Source organism: Streptomyces sp. NPDC054794, assembly GCF_053611585.1.
In genome coordinates this window covers 287,863-314,173 of sequence record NZ_JBSHAQ010000001.1, presented here as the reverse complement: position 1 = coordinate 314,173, position 26,311 = coordinate 287,863, and the positions used below count along the sequence as shown (strand labels likewise).

Here is a 26,311-nt window from a genome sequence, read left to right as displayed (position 1 = left end):
ATGACGTCCGTGCACGAAGGCGACCTCGTCCTGGGCGCGCTCGGTTCGCTGGGCACACCGCTGGACTGCAGCGGTTTCAACCGCCTCGACCTGGAAGGCCCGCAGGTGCTGTGGCTGGTCGCGGCGGGCGCCCTGGACCTGTTCGCGGTGGACGCCGCCCAGCAGGGCCACTGGCACCACCTCGGCCGGCTGGAGGCGGGCTCGCTGCTGCTCGGCCCGGTCGCCGGCCCCCAGCACGCCCTGATCGCCCGCCCGCTCAGGGACTGCGTGGTGCACCGCATCGGACTGCGCGAGCTGTACCAGCCCGCGAACACGCAGACCTGGTCGTACGACGAGTACGGCAACCCCCAGTACGTGCCGCCGACGTCGAGCCCGCTGGAGTACGCCCTGGCGCTGGGCGTGGGCCGCGGCCTGTCCGTCCTCTTCCAGGCGCCGATGGCGACCGAACGCGCGGCGGACGACGGGGGCGCCCCCGCGCGAGTTCGTTCGAGCGTGGGGGAGGATGACGACGTGTTCTGGATGCAGGTGCCGCCGGGCAGCGTGCAGTACGGGTCGCTGTACGGCGCGGAGGCCGCTGCCGACCTGCTGATGGACCCGGCCGTGTGGCAGAGCATGGTGGACCAGCAGTACCGGCTGCTCACCACCCTCGACCGGTGGATCGAGCAGCTGGAGCGCACCCACGAGTCCCGGACCGCCGCCGGGATCAAGGCCGGTGAGGCGGTCCGCGCCCAGGCCGACCGGACGCTGCTCGCCTCGATCGGCCGGGCGTCGGCGAAGCGGACGACGGCCGCGGACGCCGACGCCACCCACGCGGCCTGCAAGCTGGTCGCCCAGGCCGCGGGGATCACCCTCGCCGAGCCCGCGCAGAGCGGCACCGAGAGCGACCGCCTGGACCCGGTCGAGCGGGTGGCCCTCGCCTCCCGGGTGCGCACCCGGGCCGTACGCCTGGACGGCCGCTGGTGGCGGGACGACGTCGGCCCGCTGGTGGGTCATCGGGCGCTGTCGGGGGCGCCGGTCGCGCTGCTGTGGCGGCGCGGCGGTTATGTGGCGGTGCATCCGTCGACCGGACGGGAGACGCCGGTCGAGAAGGCCAACGCGGAGGAGTTCGAGCCGCGCGCGGTGATGTTCTACCGCCCGCTGCCCGAGCGCCGCCTCGGCCCTCTGGGTCTGCTGCGGTTCAGCATGCGCGGCACACGCGGTGATCTGCTCGGTCTCGTGCTGGGCGGGCTGGTGACGGTGGGGATCGGGGCCCTGGTGCCGATCGCCACCGGGAAGGTGCTCGGCGAGTACGTCCCGCGGGCGCAGCAGGGCCTGATCGCGCAGGTCTGCCTGGCGGTGATGATCAGCGGTGTGGTGGCCGCCGCGTTCATGCTCCTGGAGAACCTGACGATCCTGCGACTGGAGGGCCGTATCGAGGCGACGCTCCAACCGGCCGTCTGGGACCGGCTGTTGCGGCTGCCCACCCAGTTCTTCACGCAGCGCTCCACCGGTGAACTGGCCAGCGCGGCGATGGGCATCAGCGCGATCCGGCGGCTGCTCGCGGGCGTCGGCCCGGTGGTCGCCCAGTCGGTGACCGTCGGCGCGATGAACCTGGGCCTGCTCTTCTGGTACAGCGTGCCGATGGCCCTGGCGGCGATCGGCATGCTCGTGGTGATCGGCGCCGTGTTCCTGGGCCTCGGGCTGTGGCAGGTGCGCGGGCAGCGGCGGCTCGTGGTGCTCGGCAACAAGCTGAACAACCAGGCGTTCCAGACACTGCGCGGCCTGCCGAAGCTGCGGGTGGCGGCGGCCGAGAACTATGCGTACGCCGCCTGGGCGGGCGAGTTCGCGCGCAGCCGTGAGCTCCAGCAGAAGGTGGGCCGCGTCAAGAACCTCACCACGGTGCTGGGCTCGGTGTATCTGCCGGTGTGCACGCTGCTGATGTTCATGCTGCTGGCGGGCCCGGCCCGGGGCGCGATGTCGGCGGCGGCGTTCCTCACTTTCAACACGTCGGTGACGATGCTGCTCACCTCGGTCACCCAGCTGACCGGCTCGTTCGTCTCGGCGGTGGCGGCGCTGCCGCTGTTCGAGGAAATCAGGCCGGTGCTGGAGGCGACGCCCGAGGTGCGCACCGCGAGCACCCGGCCCGGACCGCTGTCCGGTGCGATCGAGGCCCGGCGGCTGTCCTTCCGGTACGCCGACGACGGTCCGCTGGTCCTCGACGACGTGTCGTTCGCGGTGCGCCCGGGCGAGTTCGTGGCGATCGTCGGCCCGAGCGGCTGCGGCAAGTCGACCCTGCTCAGGCTGCTGATCGGCTTCGACAGGCCGGTCTCGGGGAGTGTGCTGTACGACGGACAGGACCTCGCGGCCCTCGACCGGTCGGCGGTGCGGCGCCAGTGCGGGGTCGTGCTCCAGCACGCTCAGCCGTTCACCGGGTCGATCCTGGACGTCATCTGCGGCACCGAGCCGTACACGCCCGAGGAGGCGATGGCGGCGGCCGAGATGGCGGGGCTCGCCGAGGACATCAAGCGGATGCCGATGGGACTGCACACGATCGTCTCGGGCGGCGGCGCGGTCTCCGGCGGGCAGCGCCAGCGTCTGATGATCGCCCAGGCCCTGATCCGCCGCCCGCGCATCCTGTTCTTCGACGAGGCGACCAGCGCCCTGGACAACGACACCCAGCGCACGGTCATCGAGAGCACCCGCAAGCTGAACGCCACGCGCATCGTGATCGCCCACCGGCTGTCGACGGTGCTGGACGCCGACCGTGTCATCGTCATGGAGGACGGCAAGGTCGCCCAGCAGGGCCCGCCCGCCGAACTCCTCGCCGACACCGGCGGCCGACTGCACGAACTGGTGCGACGGCAGCTGGCGTGACGGGTCAGTCGAGGCCGGGGACCGGTGCGCCGGAGGGCACCCCGGCCTCGACGTAGGCCTCGTACAACTCCTTCCAGGGCACACTCGCCCCGGCGTGCGGCCCCTCGACCTGCTCGCCGCGCGCCTTCGCGTCCAGGGCGGCCAGACACACGTCCCAGCCCGCGCCGTTGCGCGCGGCGGTGTCCTTTGCGCTCAGTACGTTGGTGAGGGTGAAGCGGGTGCGCCCGCCCTCGGCCTCCTCCAGGTCGAAGCGGAGTTCGTCGCCGCCCCATTCGAAGGACAGGTGGCGCGGCGGGTCCACGGCGAGCACGCGGCCGGTCGACTCCGGCATGTTCGGGTCGCCGCTGAACCGGATCGTGCCGCCGGGGCGCAGCTCCATCTCGGCGCGGGACGGGAACCACTGGACGAGTTCACCGGGGTCGGTGACGAAGTGCCAGACGCGGTCGAGCGGGTGGTCGTAGACGCGGCTGAAGCGGACGGCGGGGCGGCCGTCGTCCAGGGTCACAAAGGTGCCGGTCGGTTCGGCGGACATGGCGGATCAGTCCTTCGGGGTGAGGGATTCCCTGCGGTCGTCGCTGTCGTCCGACGTCTCGTCGAGCCGCCGGCCCAGTGCGTCCAGGCTGCTGTTCCAGAGCCTGCGGTAAGGGGCCAGCCACGCGTCGAGCGCGGCGATCGGCGCCGGGTCGAGGGCGTAGACACGGCGCTGGGCGTCCTGTCGTACGCGCACCAGACCCGCCTCCCGGAGCACCTTCAGGTGCTTGGAGGTGCCCGGCTGACTCAGGCCGCATGCCTCCACGATCTCCCCGACGGGCCGGGGCCGCTCCAGGAGCAGCGCGACGATGGCCCGCCGGTGGGGATCGGCGAGGGCGCTCCAGAGCGCGGCGTCGGACATGAGGCCCAATATGCCTCTGAGGTTATATGCCCGTCAAGGAATGCACCCCTTCCCTCGAAGCTCCAGGACGCCCACCCCAGCGAAACGTTGCCGTTTCGCTGGAGCTGCCCTACTCGCCATGTGTACGAAACAGTTTCGTTTACGGGCTGCTCCGTACGGACTGCCGTGCCCTCCCTCACCGAACGACTTCCCTGGAGTGGTTCCGATGCCCCAGAACACCCTGACCAAGGGCGACCGCCCGGTCGCCGCGGCAGCGCCGCCCGCCGCCTCCGCCAAGCGCTGGTGGATCCTCGCGGTCGTGGCCGTGGCCCAGCTGATGGTCGTCCTCGATGCCACGATCGTGAACATCGCCCTGCCCTCGGCCCAGGCCGACCTCGGCTTCTCCGACGGCAACCGGCAGTGGATCGTCACCGCGTACGCCCTGGCCTTCGCCTCCCTGCTGCTGCTCGGCGGACGCATGGCGGACCTGTTCGGCCGCAAGCCCGCCTTCCTCGTCGGCGTCGTCGGCTTCGCGGCCGCCTCCGCACTCGGCGGGGCCGCCACCGGCTTCGGCATGCTGGTCACCGCGCGCGCCCTGCAGGGTGCCTTCGGCGCGCTGCTCGCGCCCGCCGCGCTGTCACTGCTGAACACGACGTTCACCGACGCCCGCGAACGGGCGCGCGCCTTCAGCGTGTACGGCGCGATCGCCGGTGCCGGCGGTGCCGTCGGCCTGCTGCTGGGCGGCATCCTGACCGACGCCTTCGACTGGCGCTGGACGCTGTACGTCAACGTGGCCATCGCGGTCGTCGCCTTCGCCGGCGGCTGGACCCTGCTCGGCAACCACCGCGACGCCGCGAACTCCAAGCTGGACATGCCGGGCACGATCCTCGTCGCCACCGGACTCTTCGCCCTGGTGTACGGCTTCTCCAACGCCGAGACCCACGACTGGGGCTCCCCGCTGACCTGGGGCTTCCTGCTCGCGGGCGGGGTGCTGCTGACGGCCTTCGCCTGGTGGCAGACCAAGGCAGAGCACCCGCTGCTGCCGCTGCGCATCCTGCTCGACCGCGACCGCGCCGCCTCCTTCCTCGCGCTGCTGATCACCGGCGCGGGCATGTTCGGCGTGTTCCTCTTCCTCACCTACTACCTGCAGCTCAACCTCGGCTTCAGCCCGACGAGGACCGGCGTGGCGTTCCTGCCGTTGGTCGGCGCGCTGATGGTGACCGCCCAGGTCGGCACCACGGCCCTGCTGCCCCGGATCGGTCCGAAGACGGTCATCCCGCTGGGCTTCGCCGTCGCCACGGCCGGCATGGCCTGGCTGACCGGCATCGGCGTCGCGTCCTCCTACACGAGCGCGGTGCTGCCGCAGCTGGTCGTGATCGGCGTGGGCCTCGGTCTGGTCATGCCGCCCGCGATGCAGCTGGCCACCGGCGGGGTCGCGGCCGAGGACGCGGGCGTCGCCTCGGCGACCGTCAACGCCATGCAGCAGGTGGGCGGTTCGATCGGTACGGCGCTGCTGAACACGCTCGCCGCGAGCGCCGCGACGGACTACCTGGCCGGCCGTGACGCGACCAGCAAGCCGGTCCGGGCGCAGGCGACCATCGAGAGCTACACCACCGCCTTCTGGTGGTCGGCGGGCTTCTTCGCCGCGGGCGCGCTGATCACGTTCCTGCTCTACCGGCGCGGAGTTGTGAGCCAGGACCCGGCCGCGCCCGTGGTCCACATGTGACGACCGCGAGGGCTCCGCAGGTCCGCCGACCGGAGCCCACCGGTCCGAGGGGCCGCCGTCCACAGGGAGACGGCGGCCCCTCCTCGATGTCCACCGGTGGTGTTCGTATACGGCGGCCGCGCCGTGGTGCCGGGTCGGTGGCCGCGGCGTAGGCCCTGGGACAGAAAGAACTACCGCATCGTCAAGCGAACCGACGCAAGTTCACTCGGTCGAGTGAACCCGATCTTGTCTCGCGTGTCGCGGGGATGGCCGCGGGCCGGCCGGGGTAACTACCGGCATCGAACGCGCCCCGGGCGAGGTGGAGCAGACATGGCACCGGATGCCGAGGACCGCGGCCCCCGGCCGCCGGATGCCGGTGCGGCACGCATCGGGATCGGACCGCCGGTGGCGAACTCCTGTGCCCGCACCCGGGTGAGCGGGCCGTTCACCGTCGTCGTGGCCCTGGGCGAGGTCGACATCGCGACCGCCGGCCTGCTCAGTGAACATCTGGACGCGGCGACCGCGGAGCCTCGCCCGGATGTCCTGGTCGACCTCAGGGACGTGGACTTCCTCGACTGCTCCGGGCTGCGCGTGCTGTGCCGGGCCGAGGCCCGGGCCCGCGAGCGCGGCGGCCGACTGCGCCTGGTGGGCGACGGGGCGCCGCTGCTGCGGCTGCTGCGCGGCTCGGGGCTGCTGGATCGCTTTCCACCGCTCCCCGGGATGCCCGGGGAGCGGACGTGATACCGGGGATCGGCGGGCGGCCCCACTCCGCCCGGCCGATCCCCGGTTCGGGATCTACGGTCTCCGCGACAGGGCTCGCACTCCCCATTCTGCGGGCCTGTTCCGGCATGTCCGGAGACCGGGGATCCCGGTCCCTCAGAACGTGAAGACGCTGGTCCCGTAGGAGTTCTTCACGCACTCGTTGCCGAAGGTGTGCTCATAGGAGACGCGCTTGCCGCGCCAGACACCATCGACCGTGACGACGACGGGGTTGTACTCCCTGGTGCACGGCTTGTCGCTGCCGCTCGTCAGGGCGTCGAAGTCGCCGCCGGCTCCGCGCAGTTCGGCGCATGCCTCGACCGCGGCCGGATGGGTTCCGGAGGGGGTCGGGGCACAGTTCAGCGTGACGGCGCGCTCCGGTGTGGCAGTGACCGCACTGTCGCCGTGGCCCACGGTGAGCACCAGGGCCGAGGGGGCGTAGAGCGCGGACGGGGCGGCGCCCGGTGCGGCGCCGGCAGCCCCGGTCAGGGGTCCGCAGACGGCGACGGCCGTGAGGCCGAGGGTCGCTGCCCAGCGCGCGGTGTTCCGCATTGTGTGCATCCTTCCGCTCGAATAGACGGTGCCGCCCCCGACTCCGGTCCGGTGCCGGAGCGGCGAGCGCCACTCTGCCGACTCCGCCGCCGAAACTCACATCCCACCCATCGATTTCAGTAACCTTGCGTATTGAATCAGTGGCGTGAAGTTACGGAGTTCGAACGTTACAACCCCGAAACTGAGCGGCTCTTGATCGCCCAAAGCGGCCAAGTGGCTGGATTTCACTGCCTCGTTAATAGTCCTGAAACATTCCGGTTCTGCCCTCGGCAGACCTCTCCGGGACCCCTTGCGTTCACCTTCGACCGGAGTAATCGTGATTACATGATTACGACAGAACACCGGGAGAAGCTGCGCGGCTGGTTCGCCGGCCGACTGCCCGAGGACCTCTTCGAGGCGCTGGTCGAGGTGACCGCCGACCGCGAGGAGATCACCGTGATCGGCCGCATCCCCGCACCCCGGCTCGCCGAGGACGTCTCGGACGCCGAGCGGGACGCGGCCGTCCAGGGCCGGATCCAGGAGTTCCGGGAGCGCACCCGGAACGCCCGGATCGCCGTGGCCCGCGATGCCGAGCACCGGTTCGAACGCAAGGTGTCGTGGGGCGTGGAGTGCGCCGGGCAGCGCGCCCTGTTCACCCATGTCGCGGCACCCGTGATGACCCGGCTGCGGCAGCCCGAGCGCCAGGTGCTCGACACGCTCATCGCCGGCGGCGTCGCCCGCAGCCGCAGCGACGCCCTCGCCTGGTGCGTACGACTGGTCCAGCGCCACACCGACGACTGGCTCACCGAACTGCGCGAATCCCTCGAACACGTCCAGCGGGTACGGGCGCAGGGACCGGACGCCGAGGAGGTGACCGATTCGCCCACGGATTCCCCCACCGCCGACACCCAGGAAGGGTGAGACACCCTGGAATCCCCGGTGGACGTACCTGCGGCTACCCGCGAGTATCGTCGGCGCGGCGCATGCTCGACGACGAGAGGCGGGACGTACGGATGGCGAAGCACTGGGCGGACTTCCAGTACGAGATCTATCTGAACGGGATGGCGGGCACCGTGCCCCGGCTCCCCACCGACCTGACCCGGCTGGAGAAACTGGCCGAACACCGGCTCGGGCCCGGTCCGGTGGGTTATGTGGCGGGCAGCGCGGGCGACGGCAGCACCGCGCGCGCCAACCGGTCCGCCCTCGCCCGGCGCCGGATCGTGCCCCGCATGCTCAGGGACGTGCACGAACGCGACCTGTCCGTCGAGGTGCTGGGCCGCGCCCTGCCGGCGCCGCTGGGCCTGGCTCCGGTGGGCACCATTTCGATCATGCATCCGGACGCCGAGTCCGCCGTGGCCCGAGCCGCCGCCGCACAGGGCGTGCCGTACATCCTCTCCTCCGCCTCCAGCACGCCGATGGAGCAGGTGGCGGAGGCGATGGGGGACGCCGAGCGGTGGTTCCAGCTGTACTGGGGCAAGGACCGTGAGGTGACCCGGAGTTTCCTCGGCCGGGCGAAGGCGTCCGGGTACACGGTGCTGGTCGTCACGCTCGACACGCCGATCCTGGCCTGGCGGCCGCGCGACCTCGACCAGGCGTACCTGCCGTTCCTGCACGGGGTCGGCACCGCCAACTACTTCTCCGACCCAGCCTTCCGGGCGGGCCTGAGCAAACCGGTGCACGAGGATCCGAACGCGGCCGTACTGCACTTCCTCGGCCTGTTCGGGGACGCGAGCCACACCTGGCCGGATCTGGCGTTCCTGCGCGAGCACTGGGACGGGCCGATCGTCCTCAAGGGCGTGCTGCACCCGGACGACGCGCGACTGGCCGCCGACGCCGGGGTGGACGGCGTGGTCGTGTCCAACCACGGCGGCCGTCAGGTGGCCGGTTCGGTCGCCGCGGCCGACGCGCTGCCGCGGATCGCCGAAGCGGTCGGCGATCGGCTGACGGTGCTGTTCGACAGCGGGATCCGCACCGGCGACGACGTCTTCAAGGCCCTCGCCCTCGGCGCACGGGCGGTCCTGCTCGGCCGGCCGTACGTCTACGGGCTCGGCCTCGACGGACAGGCGGGCGTCGAGCACGTGATCCGCTGCCTGCTCGCGGAGTTCGACCTCACCCTCGCCCTGTCGGGGCACGCCGTCCCGGCCACGGTCGGCGCGGCCGACCTCGTCGAGGAGTCCTCATGACCGCGCCGAAGAACGTCCTCGCCGTCGTCCCGCAGCATGTGGGCGGACGGGCGGCCGGAGCCGGACTGGGCACGCTGTTTCCCGAGAACGCCCACGTCACCGTCGTCGAGGCGACCGACGAGGACCCGGCCGCACTGCGCGACGCACACGTCGTGGTCACCGCCCTCGGCCCGGTGACCGCCGCGCACCTCGCCGCCGCGCCCGGCCTGGAGCTCGTGCAGTGCGCGAGCCACGGCTTCGACTACGTCGACGTGGCCGCGGCACGCGAACGCGGGGTGCCGGTGTGCACCATCGGTTCCAGCGGCGCCGAGGCACAGAACGTCGCCGAGCAGACGTTCGCGCTGATGCTGGCGCTGGCCAAACAGCTGGTGCCCGCGCACAACGCGCTCGCCCGGGGCGACTGGGCGCTGCCCCGCCTGCAGCGCTCGCTCACCGAGCTGTCCGGCAAGACGCTCGGCATCGTGGGGCTCGGGCAGATCGGACAGCAGGTCGCCCGGCGCGCCACGGCGTTCGACATGACCGTCCTGTACACCGGACGCCGCCGTCTCGCGCCGGGGGCCGAGGAGCGGTTCGGCGCGCGGTACGTCCCGCTGGACGAACTGCTGCGCTCCTCGGACTACGTGACGCTGCACGCGCCCCTCACCGACGAGACCCGGCATCTGCTCGACGCCCCTCGTCTCGCGCTGCTCAGGCCCACGGCCTTCGTGATCAACACGGCCCGGGGCGCACTGATCGACCAGGACGCGCTCGCGGACGCCCTGGAGAAGGGCGCGCTCGCCGGAGCGGGCCTCGACGTCTTCGACCCCGAGCCGCCCACTGCGGCCCTGCGCCTGCTCGGCGCCCCGAACGTGGTCCTCTCCCCGCACGTCGGCGGGGTCACCCGCGAGACCCTCGTGCGGATCGCGCTGGCCGCGGTCGAGAACGTCAACGCGTACCTGGCGGGCGCCCCACCACGGGACGTGGTCGACGAGCCCTGACGCGAGACCTCATGACCTAGCCGTCCCCCGGCAGCCGGACCGGCTGTGCCGACCGGCCGCCGGTGCCGGCGATCGACAGGGAGCCGGGGGTGGCCGACGGCGGGTCGGTCAGCCAGCGCTGGCCGGCCGAGCGGTCGCGGACCTTGACGACGACGGGCGCACCGGGGCTCTCGCCGGTGCCGGCGAGCGCGAGGGTCTCGTCCCAGCGGGGCAGCAACTCGCCCTGGACGGTGAGGTCGTAGCGCACGTCGTCGCCGCGCTCGCCCCTGTCGTCCGCGCAGGTGCCGAGGATGACGACTCCGGCGTCGGCGTGGGAGTCCAGACACAGGCCGTCGTCGGCGCCGCTGCGCAGCAGCCCGTCGTTCTCGTACGTCCACTGCTGGGTCGGCGCCGCGGAGCACGCCGCCAGGACCGCTTCCGCCCCGGCCTGCGGCGTGCCGTCGATGTCGAGGCACAGGTCGGCGGCCGCGTTGCGCAGCCGGGTCCGCTGGGTTCCGGTGGCGGCGGGCGGGGACTGGGAGTCGGTGCCCGGCACGCCGTGGGCGCCGGAGGCGCTGGTGGAGGAGACCGGGTCGGTGCCGTCGTCGCCGTCCGGCCAGACGCTGACGGCGAGGACGGTGGCGAGCAGCCCGGCACCGGCGATACCGACCCCGGTGAGCAGGGCCCTCGACGGCCGGGCCACGTCCTCGGCGCGGAGCGTGGGCACCGGGATCCGCGCGAGCAGCCGGGACCGCGGGCCCCCGCGCCGGCGTCCGCCGCCGTGCCGGGAGGCCGTGCGGGTGCGCGGCTGCGCGGTGCCGCTGCGGCCCGGGCGCGAGTCGAGGTAGCGGCGGGCTCCCCAGCCGAGGACCGCCTCGGCGAGCAGCATGCCCAGACGGGCCTCGACATGGCTCAGTTGCTCGGCGGCGTGCCGGCAGTACGGGCACTGGGACAAGTGCTGCTGGACGTCCGGCAGCAGGGCGCCGCCGCGCCGGATCGGCACGTCCAGGAGGCGGTTGTAGAAGCGGCAGTCCTTGGTCGGCGCGAGTTCCCGGTGGGCGCTTGCACAGCCCTCGCGGAATTTGTCCCGCGCCTCTTGGAGTGCGGCCGTCGCGGTCTCGGCATCCATGCCCAGCAGGCCGGCGGGTATGTTTATCGACTCCGCCTCGACCTCGATGTGCCAGAGCAGGCACTGGGCGAGCCGCGGAAGGCCCAGGAATGACCGCTCGGCGAGAAGGCGGTTTTCGGGGGTCATGGACTTCGAGGCGCGGATGCCGCGGCCTCCGGCGGGTTTCCCGAGATCGGGCAGAACCTCTGCTATTCGGTCTTCGGCCGACCAGTTCCCGACCGTGTCGCGGACGGTGACGAGCAGTCGGGGCCGCAGCGCCTCGGCCGGTTCGCCGAGCGCCAGCCGGTCGAAGACCTGGTGGAAGGCGGCGGCCGTGACCATGTGGGCGAGCGTGCCCGCGGTGGCCAGGCAGATGACCGCGTACTCGTGGACGGGCCGCCAGTGCCGGGCCATCAGCAGGGCGGCGGACCGGGAGGCCTCGGCGTCGGAGCCCGCGCGCAGCGGGGCGGCGAGGGACTCGTCCGATTCTCCACGAACCGCGCCGGGCGGCGGATAGGGGGGACGCGGGGGGTGGGGGGTGGACACGGAGCGGATTCCTTCGATGGTGCCTACGGTACGTACCTATTCGATACGCGTACGGGAGTCGGAATTCACCGACCTGGTCTCGGCCCGGGTTCCTCAACGGTCGAATGGGACCCGGATTTTCCCCCGCACAGATGACTCACCCTTGCACAACTTCCTCACGGCCAACAAGGCACTCGTGGGACATCGACAGCTTTGAAAGAAAGTCAGAAACCGAGCTCACGCACGATATTCGCACCGGCATTCGAGAATGCGAGCGCCCCGTGTGAAGCGCGCGCACGCGTCGGCCCGGCGCGCACGCTCCCGGCCCGCGCGCCGGGGTAGTCCACTGGGAACCGGCCCTTCTCCAAGGCCCCGCGCGGGACGGCGGCTCTTCCGTGCGAGAACCGGCCGCCGACCCCGTTCCTCCCGCCCTCGGTCGGCGGCCCCGGGGGCGGGGCGACTTCCCCATACGGCCCCGGCCCCGGGCGGAGACCGGGGCCGCGTGGGGTCAGATCTGCCAGGAGCGGAGCCGGTCGGCCGCGCCGTACACGTCCGTCTTGCCGGACATCAGGTCGCGGGCCAGGTCCACCAGGGCGCCGTAGGGCGGGTCGATGCCGACGCCGCTGACGAACATGTAGGCCACGGCGGTCGCGCAGGCGAACCGGGCATTGGCCGCGGGCAGCGGCTTGAGCAGGGTGAGGGTGTGCAGCAGGGCGGCGGCCCGCCAGGCCGGGTCGGAGTTCACGCCGAGGCGGGGCGGGTCGACGCGGTGCCGGGCGACGGCGGCGACGAGCGCGGAGAAGTCGTCGACGGTGGGCTGGTCCGGCAGCACTTCCTCGTGGCGCTGGAGCAGCCAGGGCACGTCGATGTGAAGGACGGGCGGCATCACTCAGGCTGCCTCGCCCTTCGAGGGCGGTTCGTCGTCCGGGAACGCGGCCGCGAACTCGTCGGCGTGCGCCGTGAAGAAGCGGCGGAAGGCCTCCGCCCCCTCCTGCAGTGCCCGGTGCCGGGCGATGTCCGCCGCGGCGGCCTCGCGCACGAGGGCCTTCATCGACGTACCGCGCTCCTTGGCGATCTGTCGCAGGTCCTCTAGCTCACGCTCACTGAACTCCACATTGAGAGCTGGCATGCCCCACACGGTACCGCGCGGGTACTCACGCGTAAATACCCGCAGGTCAACCCTTACTCGCCGCGGTACCCCCTGCGGCCCAGCACCATGTCCGATTCCCGCCGGTGACGCGGCCGGCCGGGCAGCAGACTCGTAGACACGCAAGCGGAAGGAACCTCCGATGACCGTGTACACCCGTCACGACAGCCCGCTCGGCGAACTCCTCCTGACCGGCGAGGAGTCGGCCGACGGCGTCACCCTCACCTCCCTGTCCGTGCCGGGGCAGCGCGGAGCCCCCGCCGTCCTGCCGCACTGGCGGCGCGACGACCGGGCGTTCGCCGGACCGGTCCGGCAGCTGGACGCCTACTTCGCGGGGCGGCTCACCCGGTTCGAACTGCCGCTCGCCGCCGCGGGCACCGACTTCCAGCGGCGGGTGTGGCAGGCGTTGGACGAGATCCCGTACGGCACCACGACCACGTACGGCGCGCTGGCCGAACGGCTGGGCGTGCCGCGGGCCGAGGTCCGGGCCGTCGGCGCGGCGGTGGGCGCCAACCCCCTGCTGCTGGTCCGCCCCTGCCACCGGGTGATCGGCGCGGACGGCTCGATGCGCGGCTACGCGGGCGGCGTCGAGCGCAAGGTGCGGCTGCTCACGCACGAGGGCGCGCTGCAGCCGGCCCTCCTGTGACGGAGGGAGCCGCCATGACGCTCACCCCCGCCCTGGCCGGCCGGCGTGCCGCCGCCACCTACTGGGCCGCGCCGGCCGAGGAAGTGGACGTGCACGGCAGCGCCCCGACGGCGCCGCTGCTGACACCCGCCGAGTGCCCGAGCTGGCCGCCCTGTACGAGAAGCCAGAGCTGTTCCGCACCACGGTCGATCTGGCCCGGCACCGGTTCGGCTCCGGCGAGTACCGCTACTTCACCCACGACCTGCCCGCCCCGGTGGCCGCGCTGCGCGCCGCGCTCTACCCGCGGCTGCTGCCCATCGCCCGCGACTGGGCGGCCCGCCTGGGCCGCCCGGCCCCCTGGCCTGACACCCTCGACGACTGGCTGACCCGCTGTCACGCGGCCGGCCAGGACCGCTCGGCGCAGATCCTGCTGAGCCACGGCCCCGGCGACTGGAACGCCCTGCACCGCGACGTGTTCGGCGACCTCGTCTTCCCGCTTCAGGTGGTCGTCGCCCTCGACGCGTACGGCACCGACTACACGGGCGGCGAGTTCCTGATGGTGGAGCAGCGGCCGCGGGCCCAGTCCCGGGGCGCCGCGACCGCCCTGGGGCAGGGCCACGGCCTGGTCTTCACGACCCGCGACCGCCCGGTCGGCACCCGGCGAGGCTGGTCCGCCGGAGCGATGCGGCACGGCGTGAGCACCGTACGCTCCGGCCGGCGCCGGACGTTGGGCCTGGTGTTCCACGACGCGTCCTAGCCCCGGCGCAACGCCCTAGCGTTGGGAGAGGACCGCGAAGTCGATCTTCTCGTCCACGTCGGCGCGGAACTCGATGCGGAAGCGCCGGCCGGCTTCCATCGGGTCGAGGACCGTTTTCCACTGGGAGTAGACCAGTCGCGTCCATTCCCCGTCGCACGGCGGATGGCCGCCGTCGTCGGTCTCGCCGCACACCCGCGCCTCCACGGGCGAGGAGGCGTCGCTGGTCTGCTCGATCGCCTCGTAGTCGCAGGTGGGGCTGCCGTAATAGGGCCCGATCGCGTTGACGCCCCCGCCGGGGATCTCGATCGAGGCGACCTCGATGTGCCGGAAGCAGGGGGACGGCCCCTGCGCCCGGGGCGACGGAGTGCGCGTCGGCGCGGGCGTGGACGGCGCGGGCACCGGCGCGCGGGACGACGGAGTCGACCTCGGTTCGTCGGCTGCTCTGGTGGGAGCGGCCGTGGGTGTGGGGGTGGGTGTCGGTGGGGACGTGGGCGGGGGTGTGGGAGCCGGCCGGGTGTCGCCCGTGCACGGCGTTCCGCCCTTGAGGAGGGTCGCGATCCCCGGACCGGAGACGATCGAGATCTTCAGGACGCGGTCCCCCATGTGACTGATGTCGGTGTCCACCACCCTCGCGTCCTTGACGCACACATGCGGCCGGTCCCGGTCCGAGACGGTGTAGATGTCCCAGACCCGCTCCCCTGCCCGTGGGTGCTGGACCGCGACGGTGAGGCCGTGCGGCCCGTCCTTCGTCTCCTTTCTGTGCTTGGTCAGTCCGATGTCGAGCGAGAACTCCCCGACCGTGGTGACGATCGACGACTTCCGGGACACGGTGAAGTTCCCCTGGTCGTCGATCGAGAACGACACGGGCAGCCCGAGCGGCTGCCAGGAGACCTTGGCGCCGACGCCGACGCCGCTGCCGCAGGACGTCACCGTCACCCACGCCAGCAGCGCCGCGCCCAGCACCACCCAGAAACGGATACTCACGGTTCCCCCCAACCGCCACCCCCCGGTGGCTGTCAGCCCGCCCCACCGAACCAACCCACCAGGCTGGACGCCCATCCCGACCGAAAAGTTCCACCAAGACCGCTTTGGTAGCCAATCGATCGGGATCGGAAAGAATGCGGCTAACCCTGATCCGCCACGAACGACGCCATCCAGGCGAGGGCCGCGTTCCAGTTGACGGCCGTCTCGTTCGTCGACCAGGACTGGATGTCGTCGATGTAGCAGAACTGGCCGACACAGCCGCGCAGTTTGGCCTGTGCGTAGGGGTCCTGAATGCTGGAGTTGGCACCCCCGGCGAGGGTTCCCGCGGGTGGGTTCGGCAGGTTCGGGTCGAGTTCGTGGGCGTACCAGCGGCTGTGCTGGTTGTGGGAGGCCACCTCGCCGTAGCCGGTGACGTACGAGATGTTCAGGGCGTTGCGGCCGAGGAGGTAGTCCATGCTCTGGACCGCGCCGTCGCGGTACTCGGCGGCGCCGGTGAGGTCGTAGGCGGCGGCGATGACGTGCGCGTTGTTCAGGATCTGGGCGTTGGAGCCCCAGTCGTAGAGGTGGTCGGGGGGCGCGTACGGCATGCCGTAGGGCTGTGACCGCAGCGTGGACAGGTAGGTGTCGGCGGCCTCGATCACCGACCGGCGGACCTCGTCCCGGCCGGGCAGCCGGTTCGGGACCAGGGCCAGGTCCAGCCGGCCGGCCGCCGCCGTGCGGCCCCAGTCGAAGCCGAGCGGGCCGAAGATGTCGGCCTTGTGCACCGGGGAGGCGAGGACGCTGTCGGCGAACTGCCGCTCCCCCGTGGTGAGATACAGCTCGGCCGCCGCCCAGTAGAACTCGTCCGTCGCGTCGGTGTCGGGGTAGGCACCGCCGCCGGTGCCGTCGGCCGGGTCCGGGTACATCGCGGGGTGGGTGCGGGCCGCCGCCCAGGCCTTGCGGGCGGCCGTGAGGGCCCGGTCCGCGAAGGCGCGGTCGTAGGGGCGGTAGAGGCGGGCCGCCTGCGCGGCCGCGGCCGCGAGGTTCAAGGTGGCCTGGGTGGTCGGGGCATGCAGTTCACGCTGCTGCGGGTCGTCACTGGGCAGCAGCGGCAGGCCGGTCCACTGCGCGTCATGGATCTTGGCGTGCGCCATGCCGGCCAGCGGCCGCCCGTCCGGGACCTGCATCTTCAGCAGGAACTCCAGCTCCCAGCGGGCCTCGTCCAGGATGTCGGGCACCTTGTTGCCGCTCTCGGGGAGGGCGAGGGTGCGGTCGCCCAGCCGGGCCGGCCGCCCGGTGCGGGCCGGCAGGGAGCGTTCGTAGGTGCTCAGCAACTCCCAGGTGGAGATACCCCCGTTGACCACGTACTTGCCGTGGTCGCCGGCGTCGTACCAGCCGCCGGTGACGTCGAGGGTGTAGTCGCACACGCCCGGCCGGCAGGGCACCTGCGTGTCGCCCTTGTTGGGAGCCACGCCCACGTGACCGGCGGGCCTGCCGTAGCCGGGCCGGAGCGCGTCGCGGATCTCGATGCCGCTGCGCTGTGTGTAGTAGTACTTCAGCGAGTCGAGGCGCAGCCGTTCGTAGGCGCGGGTTCCGATGGCGAAGGGGTGGCTCGTCTCGCCGTCGGCGACCAGCGTGAAGGCCTCGCCGCGCCCGCGGTACGCGCCGAAGTCGATGGAGTGGACGTTCTGCCCGGAGGAGGCGTCGGTGCCGCGCGGGACCGTCCAGCCCTGGGCGACCGTCGTGCCGTCGGCGTCCCTCAGCCGCCAGGGCAGCCTGGTCGTGGCGCCGGTGACCAGGGTGGCGTTCTTCGGCCCGGACGGCAGGTAGGCGACCTGGTTCACCCTGACCCGCGGCCCGGTGTCCGGCTCGTACACGTCCGGCGGCACCCCGCCGAGCAACGACACGTCGTCCAGGCAGAACCGCCAGGCGTCGGCGCCGCCCCCGACCTGGAAGGCGACCTGGGCCTGCGCGGTGTCGACGGGCGAGGTGAAGGTGGCCGAGTAGTGGTCACCCGCGGCGCTCAACTGCGGGCTGACCTCGTGCCAGGTGTCGTACGGCGACACCTGCAGCCCGACGATCGCCCGCAGCACATGCCCCTCGGGCGCGCCGGACGCCGTGAACGCGAACTTGTACGACTCCCCCTTGACCAGCGTGATGTCGTTCTGCCCGACGGCGGCGTCCCAGCGGTTCGTCGTGCCGCCCGGTACGTCGGCGCACAGCCGTCCGTCGCTCGGGCCCGCGGTGACGTTGCTCGTCGTCCACCAGGGGGCGGTGCCGGTGTCGAAGGTGCCGTTCTTGATCTGCTCGACCTCGTCGGCGCCGGCCGGGGCGGCAGGCAGGGCGGCCAACGCCGCCGCGAGGAGGGCCGTCACGGCGAGCAGGGCGGTTCTGGGTCGGTGCATGTCGGTGCTCCTCGGAAGTCGGGCTCCCGGATCGGTGGGAGCGCTCCCACGCTCGGTCCAGATCATGGTGTTCGAGACATGACATCCCGTCAACGGTCCGAACGGGACGGAATCGAGGAGCACCGCGTTCCCGTCCGGACCGCTGACTCAATCCTGTCGGACCGCCGGCGCATTCCCGCCGGAGCGCCGACGCGCTCCCGCGCCCTGATCCGCCGGGCGGCCCTTAGACCTCCAACCTGCTGATCCGCACCGCCCCTTGGGCCTCACCCGGGTGCGCGCTCGTCAGGGTCAGCCGGATCCGGGAGCCGCTCGCCGGGGCGAAGGTGATCAGCGTCGGGGCGTCCGAGTCCGTGGCCCAGTCCACGCTCGCGCCCCGCACCGGCACGTAGGTGTGCCCGTCCCCCACCGCGACCTCGACCGACGCGGGCAGCGTGTGTGTCGCGTCCACCGTGAAGGAGACCGCCGCCCGGTCGAAGGAGCGGGTACGGCCGAAGTCGACCGAGACCCAGTCCTTCGGGCGGGCTCCGTCGAAGGCGGGCAGCAGGGCCGTCGCCGACTTGGCGAAGGCGTTGGACCAGCCGGTCGCCGCGTCGCCGTCCAGCATGGCGGCGGGCAGGGTGTCGGGGCGGCCGGAATAACTCGCGTCCGCGGACGGGTGGTTCGGGGGCGCGGGAGGGTCGGGCCGGAAGTCGGGGGCGGGGGTGCGGGCGACCGAGTGGGCCGGCGTGGTGCGCACGGTGACCGTGCCCCTGCGCAGGCCCTCCACGCGCCCCGTCACCTTGAGCGCGCCGGGCTCGGTGCCGGAGCGGACGATCGCGAGGGCCTTGCCGTGGAAGGCGGTGCGGGTGCTCGCCTGGTAGCGCTCGGCGCTCTCCTCGCGGCCGTTGTCGACTCCGGCCAGGGAGCCGCCGGTCACCTCGAAGGCGATGAGGTGCTCGGCGTCCGGGACCACGACCCCGTGGGCGTCGACGATGTCGGCGGTCACGAAGACCAGCGAACGGCCGTCGGCGGCGAGGGAGGAACGGTCGGCGGTCAGGCGCACGGCGTGCGGGGCTCCGGCGGTGCGCAGCACGTCCGTCGCGACCACCGTGCCGCCCCGCCGTGCCACCGCCTTCAGCTCACCGGGTTCGTAAGGCACGTTCCAGGTGAGGTGTAGTTTGCCCGCGCTGCCGTTGGGGCTTGTGTAACTGCCCGGGTAGGGGCCGCCGGTGACCGTCCTGTCGTCGCCGGTGGCCTCGGTGGTCTCCAGATAGGCGCGGTCGTCGGTGGTGTGCTTGGTGTCGAACTCCCTGGTGCCCAGGGACCGTCCGTTGAGGAACAGCTCGACGGAGGCGACGTTCGCGTACGCCCACACCTGGACCGTGTCCCCCGGCTCGTGGTTCCAGGTCATCGGCACCAGGTGCACCATCGGCTCGGTCGTCCACCGGCTGCGGAAGAGGTGATACATGTCCTTGGGGAAGCCGGCCGTGTCGACCGCGCCGAAGAAGGACGCCTTGACCGGGAAGACGTCGTACGGCGTGGGCTCGCCGATGTAGTCGATGCCCGACCACAGGAACTGTCCCGCGAACCACTTCCGGTCCCGGTCCTTCTTGTGCCCGTATTCGCCGCTCATCGTCCAGGAGGCGAGGTTGTTGTCGTAGGAGGAGGTGGCGCGCCGGCCCGGCGTGTGGTTCTCGCCGGTGTTCAGGTGCTCCGGCTCCTGGTACGCGCCCCGGGTCGAGGTCTCCGACGAGGACTCGGACTCGAAGAGGAACAGGTGCGGGTAGGCCGCGTGCAGGGCGTCCACCGACCGGGCGGTGTTGTAGTTCAGGCCGAGGCCGTCGAGCTTGGCGAGCATCAGGTCGGCCGCCGAGCCCTTGGCCGGGACCGAGTGGTACTTGTTCGAGCCGATCACGACGGGGCGGGTGTCGTCGGCGGCCCTGATCGCGCCGATGATCCGGTCGGCCATCGTGAGCCCGGCCGTCCTGTTGGAGTCCGGGATCTCGTTGCCGATGGACCACAGCACGACGGCGGGCGAGTTGCGGGCGGCGAGGACCATCTCGGTGGCGTCCCGCTCGCACCACTCGTCGAAGAACCGCCCGTAGTCGTAGGTGGTCTTGCCGGTCCGCCAGCAGTCGAAGGCCTCCACCATCAGCACGATGCCCAGTTCCTCGCAGGCCTGGATCATCTGCGGCGAGGGCGGGTTGTGCGAGGTGCGCAGGGCGTTGACGCCCATCGACTTCATGAGGGTCATCTGCCGGCGCACCGCGTCGATGCTGATCGCCGCGCCCAGCGCGCCCAGGTCGTGGTGGAGGTCGACGCCCTTCACCTTGGCGGGGACTCCGTTGAGCGAGAAACCCTCGTCGGGGTCGAAGCGGTAGGTGCGGATCCCGAACGTGGTGCGGCAGGTGTCGGTGAGTGTGCCGCCGACGCGGAGTTCGGTCTCCAGGGTGTAGCGGTGCGGGGCCTCGAAGTCCCACAACGCGGGTTTCGCGACGGTGAGTTCATGGGTCGCCTCGGCCCGGTCCGCGACCGTGACGGTGGAGGACGTACGGGCGGCGGTACGTCCGTCGGGGCCGACGATCCGGGAGCGGATCTCGACGTCGGCGCCGGCGCCTGACTCGTCGACCACCGAGGTGCGCACCCGCACCACGGCCCGCTCGGCGGTGATGTCCGGCGTGCTGACCCGAGTGCCCCACCGAGCCACGTGCACGGGCTCGGTGACCAGCAGGCGGGCCTCGCGGTAGATGCCGCTGCCAGAGTACCAGCGGCTGCTGGGCAGCCGGTTGCGGACCCGGACCGCGAGGACGTTCTCGGTGCGGCCGTCGGCGTGCAGCAGACCGGTGAGGTCGAGGGCGAAGCCGGTGTAGCCGTAGGGGTGATGGCCGACCTCGGTGCCGTTGCAGTAGACGTACGCGTCCATGTAGACGCCGTCGAATTCCGCCGAGACCCGCTTGCCGGCGTAGTCGGGCGGCAGCGTGAAGGCGATCCGGTACCAGCCGAGGCCGCCCGGCAGGAACCCGGTGCCGCTCGTCGTTCCGTGCTCCGTGGTGGGCGTCCGCTCGATGCTCCAGTCGTGGGGCACCGCCACCCGGCGCCAGGCCGAGTCGTCGTACCCGGGGTCGGCACAGGCGTCGGTCGGGTCGGCGCTCCCGTCCGGGTCGACCAACGCGAAGCGCCAGCCGTCCCGCAGCGGGATCGTGCGGCGCCCGCCGGCACCTCCTCCTCCACCTCCTCCACCGCCCTCCCCCGACGCCCCGCCCTCCCACGCGCCCGGAACTCCTGGCAGCGCTCCGGCCGCCGACGCTGCGGTGGCGGCGACCACAACCGATCTGCGAGTGACCGTCATGACGGCTCTCCCTCATCAGGGCCCAGAAGTACTCACAACTCATCGCGAGCAAACAGATTCTGACGGAGTACCACACCGGGCCGTCAAGAGTGCCATCACCTGCCCCTGACCCGTGCTCGACAACGGCCGAATCGGCCTCTTGACCAGCCGGGCGGGTCGCTCGGGTCGCTCGTAGTTGCCCTCCGCGCGCGGGCCGGACGGACTAGGCTGGAACACAAGTGACTCGCATGTTCACTGTGAGTGTGCGCTCGGGAGTGGCGACGATGAGCCCGGTCTATCCGTTCGACGATGCGGCTACGGCCCGGGCTGTCATCGACGACGACGGTGTCCTGGTCGCGTGGAACGAGGGGGCTCGTCGGCTGCTCGGTCACACGGCCGCCGAGACCGTGGGCCGCCCCGCCACGGAACTGCTGGCCGGCGGCGGCCACCCGGCGGTGCCCGCCGGACCGCGCTGGACCGGGACGGTCGATTTGCGCCACCGCGACGGTCACACGGTGTCGGTGTGGGTGCTCGCCCACCACCGCCCGCCGCACGACGACCGCCCCGCCGACTGGCTCGTCGTCACGCCGCTGGAGGCCGGCACCGCCCCCGCCCCGGACGACCCGCTGTCCAACGCCGCCCTGATCCAGGCGCCGTGCGCGGTCGCGCTCTACGACGACAGGCTGCGGCTGCGCACCATGAACGAGGCAATGGAAGCGGTGATCGATCTCTCCGCGGAGCGCACCCGGGGGCTGCGGGCGTCGGAGATCGGCGGCAAGCCGCAGAGCGAGGCCCTCGAACGGGCCCTGCTCCGGGTGCTCACCACCGGCTGCCCCGTCGACGTCCAGGCGCACCTGCCCGCCGCCGGCGAGGAGCGGCCGCACTCCTGGCTGGCCCGGATGGCCCCGATCACCGACGCCGACGGCCGGGTGCGCGGCGTGTGCCTGGCGGCCCACGACTTCACCGACAACTACCGGGCCCGGGAGCGGCTGCAACTGGTCAACACGGCGAGCGTGCGGATCGGCAGCACCCTCGACGTCACCCGGACCGCCCAGGAGCTGGCGGAGGTGTGCGTGCCGGTGCTCGCCGACTTCGTCCGGGTCGACCTGCTGGATCCGCAGGAGAACGGCGCCGAGCCGCCGGCACGGATCACCGCGCCGGTCTCGCTGCGCCGGGCCGCGCACCAGTCGGTGCTCCAAGACACTCCCGAGGCGGTGATCAAGCCGGGGCACATCGCGGTCTACCCCGCCACGTCCCCGCAGGCCGCCTCGCTCATGGCGGGCCGCACGATCGTCGCCTCCGTACCCTCCGACCTGGAGCAGTGGCTGGCCGCGGACACCGCGCGGGGCGAGCGGGTGCGCGAGTTCGGCATCCACTCCGTGATGTCCGTGCCGATCCGGGCCCGCGGCCTGACCCTCGGGGTCGCGGTACTCGCCCGCCACCGACGTCTCGAAGCCTTCACCGAGGACGACGTGCTGCTGGCCGAGGAGATCACCGCCCGCGCCGCGGTCTGCGTCGACAACGCCCGCCGCTACTCCCGCGAGCGCGAGACCGCCCTGGCCCTCCAGCGCAGCCTGCTGCCCCGCACGCTGCCGCGCACGGCCGCCGTGCGGGCCGCCTCCCGCTATCTGCCGGCGGCGCGCGCCGGGGTGGGCGGCGACTGGTTCGACGTGATCCCGCTGTCCGGACTGCGGGTCGCCATGATCGTCGGGGACGTCGTCGGCCACGGCATCGAGGCCTCGGCCACCATGGGCCGGCTGCGCACGGCGGTGCGCACCCTCGCCGACATCGACCTGGCCCCGGACGAGCTGCTCACCCATCTCGACGACCTGGTGGTCCGGCTGTCCGAGGAGGCGGGCGGCACCGGCAGCCCGGGCGAGGTGGGCGCGACCTGCCTGTACGCCGTGTACGACCCGGTCTCGCGCCGCTGCACCCTGGCCCGCGCCGGGCATCCCGCGCCGGTGCTGGTGCCGCCCGGCGAACCGCCCCGACAGCTCGACCTGCCGCCGGGACCCCCGCTCGGGCTGGGCGGGCTGCCCTTCGAGAGCACCGAGGTCGAGCTGCCCGAGGGCACCGTGCTCTCGCTGTACACCGACGGTCTGATCGAGACCCGGGAACGGGACGTCGAGGCCAGTCAGCGGCTGCTGTTCGGGGCGCTCGCCGCGTACACGGAGTCGCTGGAGGAGACCTGCGACCGGGTGCTTGCGGCCCTGCTCCCGCCGGGCGGCGCCCAGGACGACGTGGCCCTGCTGCTGGCCCGTACCCAGGGGCTGCCCGCCTCCCAGGTGGCCACCTGGGACATCCCGGCCGATCCGGCGCTGGTCGCCCCGATCCGCAAGCAGGTCGTGGAGCAGCTGGACACCTGGTCGCTGAGCGAGGCCGCGTTCACCACGGAGCTGGTGGTGAGCGAGCTGGTCACCAACGCCATCCGGTACGGCTCGCACCCCATCCGGCTGCGGCTGATCCACGACGCGGCCACGCTGATCTGTGAGGTGTCCGACACCAGCCACACGGCCCCGCACCTGCGCCGGGCCAAGACCTGGGACGAGGGCGGCCGCGGGCTGCTCCTGGTCGCCCAGCTCACCCAGCGCTGGGGCAGCCGGCACACGGCGGAGGGCAAGACGATCTGGGCGGAGGTGACCCTGGTCGAGGAGGAGTAGGCACGACAAGCCGGGTGAAAGGCCGGGTCAGCCGGCCGTCAGCCAGGACCGGACCTGCTTGCGCGCCTCGTGCAGCCGCGACTTCAGCGTGCCGAGCGGAATGCCGACCCGCTCGGCGACCTCGGCGTACTCCAGTTGGCAGATGTCGCGGTAGACCAGCGGCGCGACCAGGTGCGGGTGCTCCCGCTCCAGCCGGTCCAGCGCCTCCAGCAGGTCCACCCGGGAGCCGGCGATCACGCTGGTGGTGCGCGGATCGACGTACGCGGACGGCTCGATGGCGGTGGGCTGCTCGGCGGCGCGCCGCTTGAGCTCGCGGTACTTCTGCCGGGCGCAGTTCGCGACGACCGTGTACAGCCAGGTGCTGAAGCGGCTGCGGCCCTCGAAGGTGGATATCTTCCGGGCGACCTGGAGCAGCACGTCCTGGGCGGCCTCCTCGGCGTCCTCCCGGCAGGGCAGAAAGCGCCCGCAGCGCCGCACGACCTCGGGCCGGACCTCGGAGAGCAGCCGGTCCAGGGCCGCCGGGTCGCCCGCGGCGGCCCGCCGGGCGAGGTCTTCGGTCAGCGCCGCGTCGTGCACGCCAGGTCCCCCTCGGAGTCGATCTCAGGCCAGGCATGATAGTCGCATGCACTCCCCGGAGCGGATCGGCCGCTACCGTCTCGAACGGCCTCTGGGCACCGGCGCCTTCGGTACCGTCTGGCTCGCCCACGACGACGTACTGCAGGCCCCGGTGGCCGTCAAGGTGCTCGCCGACAACTGGTCCCACCGGCTCGACATCCGGGACCGGTTCCTGTCCGAGGCGCGGCTGCTGCGCAAGGCCGACTCCAAGCGGGTCGTGCAGGTCTACGACATCGGTGAACTGCCGGACGGCAGGCCGTACTTCGTGATGGAGTACGCCGACGCCGGCACCCTCGCCGACCGGCTGAACGCGGGCCCGCTCCCGGTCCCCGAGGCGCTGCGGCTGACGGCGCAGGCCGCCCGGAGCGCGGCGGCGCTGCACGAGGCGGGCATCGTCCACCGGGACATCAAGCCGAGCAACATCCTGCTGCGTACGGGGCCGGGCGGCACCGACCGCGTCCTGCTGGCCGACCTGGGGCTGGCCAAGAGCCTGGCTCAGGCCTCGGGGCTCACCCTGGCCGCCGGCTCGGCCGGCTACCAGCCGCCGGAGCAGGCCGAGCCCGGCGAGGGCATCGACGCGCGGGCCGACGTGTACAGCCTGGGCGCGGTCGGCTACGAGCTGGTCACCGGGACGGTGCCGGCCGCGCCGGGCCAGGTCGTACGCCCGCAGCGGCTGCGTCCGGAGCTCGGTGACGATGTGCAGCGCGCCCTGATGCGGGCGCTGGAGCCGGACCGCGAGCGGCGCTGGCCGGCCGCCCGGGACCTCGCGGACGAGCTGGACCGGCTGGCCGCCCGTGCCCCGGCACGCCGGACGCGCCGGACGCGCCGCAGGCTCGACGGCGTCAGAAGGAGACTCAACGTCGTCACCCTCACCGTCGCGGCGGTCCTCGCGGCCGGCGGCACGGCCGTGGCGGTGACCCTGATGCACCACGACGCCCCGGCCGACTCGGTCCGGGTGTCGGACGCGACCGGCCGGATCGCGGCCGTGGTGCCCGCAGGCTGGGGCCGTCAGCTGCGCGACTCCGGATGGAATCCGCGGGCCCTGGGCCTGGGCTCCGGGCACGAGCCCGGGCTGGAGGTCGCCGACGACCTGGCGAAGTGGCCGGATCTGACGGCTCCGGTGAACGGCGTCTTCATCGGTCTGAGCGAGCACGGCGATGTCACCGCCCGGGTGAACGCCCTCGCCCACTCCGGCTGCCACTACGCCGGAAACCGCGCCTTCACCAGTACCGACTGGCACGGCCGGGTCCGCACCTGGAGCGGCTGCGCGGACGGCGGCTCGATAGCGGAGGCCGCGCTCGCCCCGGCGTCCGGCGCGAAGCAGCCCCAGGTGTACGTACAGGTGCGCCGGCACGGTCACGACGACGCAACCGACGGAATACTGCGCTCGCTCCGGGTCACCTGAGGGCAAAAGACGGTAGAAAAAACCGAGCGGGCCGCGAACCTTTCCGGTGGCCCGTGCATCGGAGTCCCATGACGGCGCACACGGCGCCGCGGGCGCGCGCCACACGCGTGCCCTGAAGATCCAGGAGTGTTGACAGACATGGTGCACACACCCCGGTCCTTGCAGCGCGGGGCCCTGCTCGCGGGTTCGGTCGCCGTACTGGGCCTCCTGACCGCCTGCGGCAGTGCCACGAACCAGACCCAGCCCTCGAAGACGGCGTCGGGCACGGCGGCACCGGCGACCGAGAAGCCGGAATCCTCCGCCGCACCCGCGTCCGACACCGGCTCGACCCCGACCGGTGGGACCGCGTCCGCCGCCCCCACGACGACCGGCTCCACGCACAGCGGTACGGCCGGCGCGGCCCTGAGCACGCGCTGCCACACCTCCGAGCTGAGCGCGTCCGTGGGCCGCAACAACCCGGGCGCGGGTCAGGAGAACTTCCCGATCGTGCTCACCAACAAGTCGTCGCGCAGCTGCACGCTGCGCGGCTATCCCGGCGCCGCCTTCGTCAGCGCGTCGGGCAGTCAGCTCGGCCCGGACCCCAAGCGGTCCTCGGGCACCCCCGTGACGGTCACGCTGAAGCCCGGGAAGAGCGCCTGGGCGGGGCTGACCTTCTCCAACCCCGAGATCAGCGGCGCGAAGACGGCGACGCCCGCCTCGTTGCTGGTCACCCCGCCGGACGAGCGGGACCACCTCACGGTCAAGTGGACGGCGGGCGAGGTGCCGGTCTCCGGCAACGCCTCCTCCGTCTTCCTCATGGTGTTCGGCCCCGGCACGGGCGCCTGAACCACCGGTCCCGGACCCCGCTGCCCTCTCCCCCGGGCAGCGGGGTTCGTCATGTCGCCGTCCAGGTCCCCGGCCCGAGTGTCACAGGACGGCAACAGCCCCCGATCGCTC

Annotated in this window: 20 protein-coding genes and 1 pseudogene; 11 read left to right on the top strand and 10 right to left on the bottom strand. The window is 72.5% G+C overall.

Annotated features, from left to right (window positions below):
- Positions 1-2,853 (top strand): NHLP bacteriocin export ABC transporter permease/ATPase subunit, encoded by a 2,853-nt coding sequence (locus tag ACWGKT_RS01415; protein ID WP_453271978.1) that lies wholly within the window; start codon positions 1-3, stop codon positions 2,851-2,853.
- Between the two features lie 4 nt (positions 2,854-2,857).
- On the opposite strand, the gene ACWGKT_RS01410 is transcribed toward ACWGKT_RS01415, so the two are convergent.
- Both ACWGKT_RS01410 and ACWGKT_RS01405 read right to left on the bottom strand, forming a co-directional pair.
- Positions 2,858-3,385 (bottom strand): SRPBCC family protein, encoded by a 528-nt coding sequence (locus ACWGKT_RS01410; protein ID WP_453271977.1) that lies wholly within the window; start codon positions 3,383-3,385, stop codon positions 2,858-2,860.
- 6 nt (positions 3,386-3,391) lie between these two features.
- A complete protein-coding gene (locus tag ACWGKT_RS01405) occupies positions 3,392-3,745 on the bottom strand; it encodes an ArsR/SmtB family transcription factor (protein ID WP_235453098.1) in 354 nt (117 codons plus the stop codon).
- 205 nt (positions 3,746-3,950) lie between these two features.
- Between ACWGKT_RS01405 and ACWGKT_RS01400 the strand changes: the two genes are divergently transcribed.
- Together ACWGKT_RS01400 and ACWGKT_RS01395 are read left to right on the top strand one after the other, a co-directional pair.
- A complete protein-coding gene (locus ACWGKT_RS01400; RefSeq protein ID WP_453271976.1) occupies positions 3,951-5,450 on the top strand; it encodes an MFS transporter in 1,500 nt (499 codons plus the stop codon).
- 309 nt (positions 5,451-5,759) lie between these two features.
- Positions 5,760-6,170 (top strand): STAS domain-containing protein, encoded by a 411-nt coding sequence (locus ACWGKT_RS01395; protein WP_453271975.1) that lies wholly within the window; start codon positions 5,760-5,762, stop codon positions 6,168-6,170.
- A gap of 135 nt (positions 6,171-6,305) precedes the next feature.
- Here the strand turns inward: ACWGKT_RS01395 and ACWGKT_RS01390 are convergent, their stop codons facing one another.
- Positions 6,306-6,740 carry a protease inhibitor gene (locus ACWGKT_RS01390; RefSeq protein WP_453271974.1) on the bottom strand — a complete coding sequence of 145 codons (435 nt, stop codon included), beginning with the start codon at positions 6,738-6,740 and terminating at the stop codon, positions 6,306-6,308.
- A 324-nt stretch (positions 6,741-7,064) separates the two neighbouring features.
- On the opposite strand from ACWGKT_RS01390, the gene ACWGKT_RS01385 reads away from it, so the two are divergent.
- The 3 genes from ACWGKT_RS01385 to ACWGKT_RS01375 all read left to right on the top strand — a co-directional run bounded on the left by ACWGKT_RS01385 (position 7,065) and on the right by ACWGKT_RS01375 (position 9,879).
- On the top strand, positions 7,065-7,640 hold the full coding sequence (locus tag ACWGKT_RS01385) for a hypothetical protein (RefSeq protein WP_453271973.1): 576 nt from the start codon (positions 7,065-7,067) through the stop codon (positions 7,638-7,640).
- 92 nt (positions 7,641-7,732) lie between these two features.
- Entirely contained in the window at positions 7,733-8,902 is a 1,170-nt protein-coding gene (locus ACWGKT_RS01380; RefSeq protein ID WP_453272090.1) for a lactate 2-monooxygenase, read from the top strand.
- The gene (locus ACWGKT_RS01375; protein WP_453271972.1) at positions 8,899-9,879 is read left to right on the top strand and encodes a 2-hydroxyacid dehydrogenase; all 981 of its coding nucleotides are present in this window, start codon (positions 8,899-8,901) and stop codon (positions 9,877-9,879) included. The genes ACWGKT_RS01380 and ACWGKT_RS01375 overlap by 4 nt, the downstream gene beginning before the upstream one ends.
- A gap of 16 nt (positions 9,880-9,895) precedes the next feature.
- Here ACWGKT_RS01375 and ACWGKT_RS01370 read toward each other — a convergent pair whose 3' ends face one another.
- The 3 genes from ACWGKT_RS01370 to ACWGKT_RS01360 all read right to left on the bottom strand — a co-directional run bounded on the left by ACWGKT_RS01370 (position 9,896) and on the right by ACWGKT_RS01360 (position 12,620).
- Entirely contained in the window at positions 9,896-11,512 is a 1,617-nt protein-coding gene (locus tag ACWGKT_RS01370; protein ID WP_453271971.1) for an RICIN domain-containing protein, read from the bottom strand.
- A gap of 487 nt (positions 11,513-11,999) precedes the next feature.
- Positions 12,000-12,377, bottom strand: a complete 378-nt coding sequence (locus ACWGKT_RS01365) for a toxin Doc (protein WP_235460908.1) — start codon at positions 12,375-12,377, stop codon at positions 12,000-12,002.
- Between the two features lie 3 nt (positions 12,378-12,380).
- On the bottom strand, positions 12,381-12,620 hold the full coding sequence (locus ACWGKT_RS01360) for a hypothetical protein (RefSeq protein WP_356147956.1): 240 nt from the start codon (positions 12,618-12,620) through the stop codon (positions 12,381-12,383).
- Positions 12,621-12,780: 160 nt separating this feature from the next.
- On the opposite strand from ACWGKT_RS01360, the gene ACWGKT_RS01355 reads away from it, so the two are divergent.
- Together ACWGKT_RS01355 and ACWGKT_RS01350 are read left to right on the top strand one after the other, a co-directional pair.
- On the top strand, positions 12,781-13,284 hold the full coding sequence (locus ACWGKT_RS01355) for a methylated-DNA--[protein]-cysteine S-methyltransferase (RefSeq protein ID WP_453271970.1): 504 nt from the start codon (positions 12,781-12,783) through the stop codon (positions 13,282-13,284).
- 14 nt (positions 13,285-13,298) lie between these two features.
- Positions 13,299-14,020: pseudogene (locus ACWGKT_RS01350) on the top strand (2OG-Fe(II) oxygenase).
- 15 nt (positions 14,021-14,035) lie between these two features.
- Here ACWGKT_RS01350 and ACWGKT_RS01345 read toward each other — a convergent pair.
- The 3 genes from ACWGKT_RS01345 to ACWGKT_RS01335 all read right to left on the bottom strand — a co-directional run bounded on the left by ACWGKT_RS01345 (position 14,036) and on the right by ACWGKT_RS01335 (position 20,716).
- Positions 14,036-15,004 carry a hypothetical protein gene (locus tag ACWGKT_RS01345; protein ID WP_453271969.1) on the bottom strand — a complete coding sequence of 323 codons (969 nt, stop codon included), beginning with the start codon at positions 15,002-15,004 and terminating at the stop codon, positions 14,036-14,038.
- 140 nt (positions 15,005-15,144) lie between these two features.
- Entirely contained in the window at positions 15,145-17,388 is a 2,244-nt protein-coding gene (locus ACWGKT_RS01340) for a glycoside hydrolase family 9 protein (protein ID WP_453271968.1), read from the bottom strand.
- Positions 17,389-17,611: 223 nt separating this feature from the next.
- Positions 17,612-20,716 (bottom strand): glycoside hydrolase family 2 TIM barrel-domain containing protein, encoded by a 3,105-nt coding sequence (locus ACWGKT_RS01335; protein WP_453271967.1) that lies wholly within the window; start codon positions 20,714-20,716, stop codon positions 17,612-17,614.
- 263 nt (positions 20,717-20,979) lie between these two features.
- Here ACWGKT_RS01335 and ACWGKT_RS01330 point away from each other — a divergent pair, with 263 nt between their 5' ends.
- Complete coding sequence (locus ACWGKT_RS01330) at positions 20,980-23,355, top strand: SpoIIE family protein phosphatase (RefSeq protein ID WP_453272089.1); 2,376 nt, start codon at positions 20,980-20,982, stop codon at positions 23,353-23,355.
- A gap of 27 nt (positions 23,356-23,382) precedes the next feature.
- Here ACWGKT_RS01330 and ACWGKT_RS01325 read toward each other — a convergent pair whose 3' ends face one another.
- Complete coding sequence (locus ACWGKT_RS01325) at positions 23,383-23,931, bottom strand: RNA polymerase sigma factor (protein WP_453271966.1); 549 nt, start codon at positions 23,929-23,931, stop codon at positions 23,383-23,385.
- Positions 23,932-23,977: 46 nt separating this feature from the next.
- Between ACWGKT_RS01325 and ACWGKT_RS01320 the strand changes: the two genes are divergently transcribed.
- Positions 23,978-25,375 (top strand): serine/threonine-protein kinase, encoded by a 1,398-nt coding sequence (locus tag ACWGKT_RS01320; protein WP_453271965.1) that lies wholly within the window; start codon positions 23,978-23,980, stop codon positions 25,373-25,375.
- 138 nt (positions 25,376-25,513) lie between these two features.
- Positions 25,514-26,200 carry a DUF4232 domain-containing protein gene (locus ACWGKT_RS01315; RefSeq protein ID WP_356147981.1) on the top strand — a complete coding sequence of 229 codons (687 nt, stop codon included), beginning with the start codon at positions 25,514-25,516 and terminating at the stop codon, positions 26,198-26,200.
- Positions 26,201-26,311: the final 111 nt, after the last annotated feature.

Coding starts and splice junctions, on each gene's coding strand:
- ACWGKT_RS01360 (WP_356147956.1), bottom strand. CDS start 12,620: ATGCCAGCTCTCAATGTGGAGTTCAGTGAGCGTGAGCTAGAGGACCTG.
- ACWGKT_RS01380 (WP_453272090.1), top strand. CDS start 7,733: ATGGCGAAGCACTGGGCGGACTTCCAGTACGAGATCTATCTGAACGGG.
- ACWGKT_RS01400 (WP_453271976.1), top strand. CDS start 3,951: ATGCCCCAGAACACCCTGACCAAGGGCGACCGCCCGGTCGCCGCGGCA.
- ACWGKT_RS01375 (WP_453271972.1), top strand. CDS start 8,899: ATGACCGCGCCGAAGAACGTCCTCGCCGTCGTCCCGCAGCATGTGGGC.
- ACWGKT_RS01365 (WP_235460908.1), bottom strand. CDS start 12,377: ATGCCGCCCGTCCTTCACATCGACGTGCCCTGGCTGCTCCAGCGCCAC.
- ACWGKT_RS01315 (WP_356147981.1), top strand. CDS start 25,514: ATGGTGCACACACCCCGGTCCTTGCAGCGCGGGGCCCTGCTCGCGGGT.
- ACWGKT_RS01410 (WP_453271977.1), bottom strand. CDS start 3,385: ATGTCCGCCGAACCGACCGGCACCTTTGTGACCCTGGACGACGGCCGC.
- ACWGKT_RS01405 (WP_235453098.1), bottom strand. CDS start 3,745: ATGTCCGACGCCGCGCTCTGGAGCGCCCTCGCCGATCCCCACCGGCGG.
- ACWGKT_RS01395 (WP_453271975.1), top strand. CDS start 5,760: ATGGCACCGGATGCCGAGGACCGCGGCCCCCGGCCGCCGGATGCCGGT.
- ACWGKT_RS01330 (WP_453272089.1), top strand. CDS start 20,980: ATGAGCCCGGTCTATCCGTTCGACGATGCGGCTACGGCCCGGGCTGTC.
- ACWGKT_RS01355 (WP_453271970.1), top strand. CDS start 12,781: ATGACCGTGTACACCCGTCACGACAGCCCGCTCGGCGAACTCCTCCTG.
- ACWGKT_RS01335 (WP_453271967.1), bottom strand. CDS start 20,716: ATGACGGTCACTCGCAGATCGGTTGTGGTCGCCGCCACCGCAGCGTCG.
- ACWGKT_RS01340 (WP_453271968.1), bottom strand. CDS start 17,388: ATGCACCGACCCAGAACCGCCCTGCTCGCCGTGACGGCCCTCCTCGCG.
- ACWGKT_RS01415 (WP_453271978.1), top strand. CDS start 1: ATGACGTCCGTGCACGAAGGCGACCTCGTCCTGGGCGCGCTCGGTTCG.
- ACWGKT_RS01320 (WP_453271965.1), top strand. CDS start 23,978: ATGCACTCCCCGGAGCGGATCGGCCGCTACCGTCTCGAACGGCCTCTG.
- ACWGKT_RS01390 (WP_453271974.1), bottom strand. CDS start 6,740: ATGCGGAACACCGCGCGCTGGGCAGCGACCCTCGGCCTCACGGCCGTC.
- ACWGKT_RS01385 (WP_453271973.1), top strand. CDS start 7,065: ATGATTACGACAGAACACCGGGAGAAGCTGCGCGGCTGGTTCGCCGGC.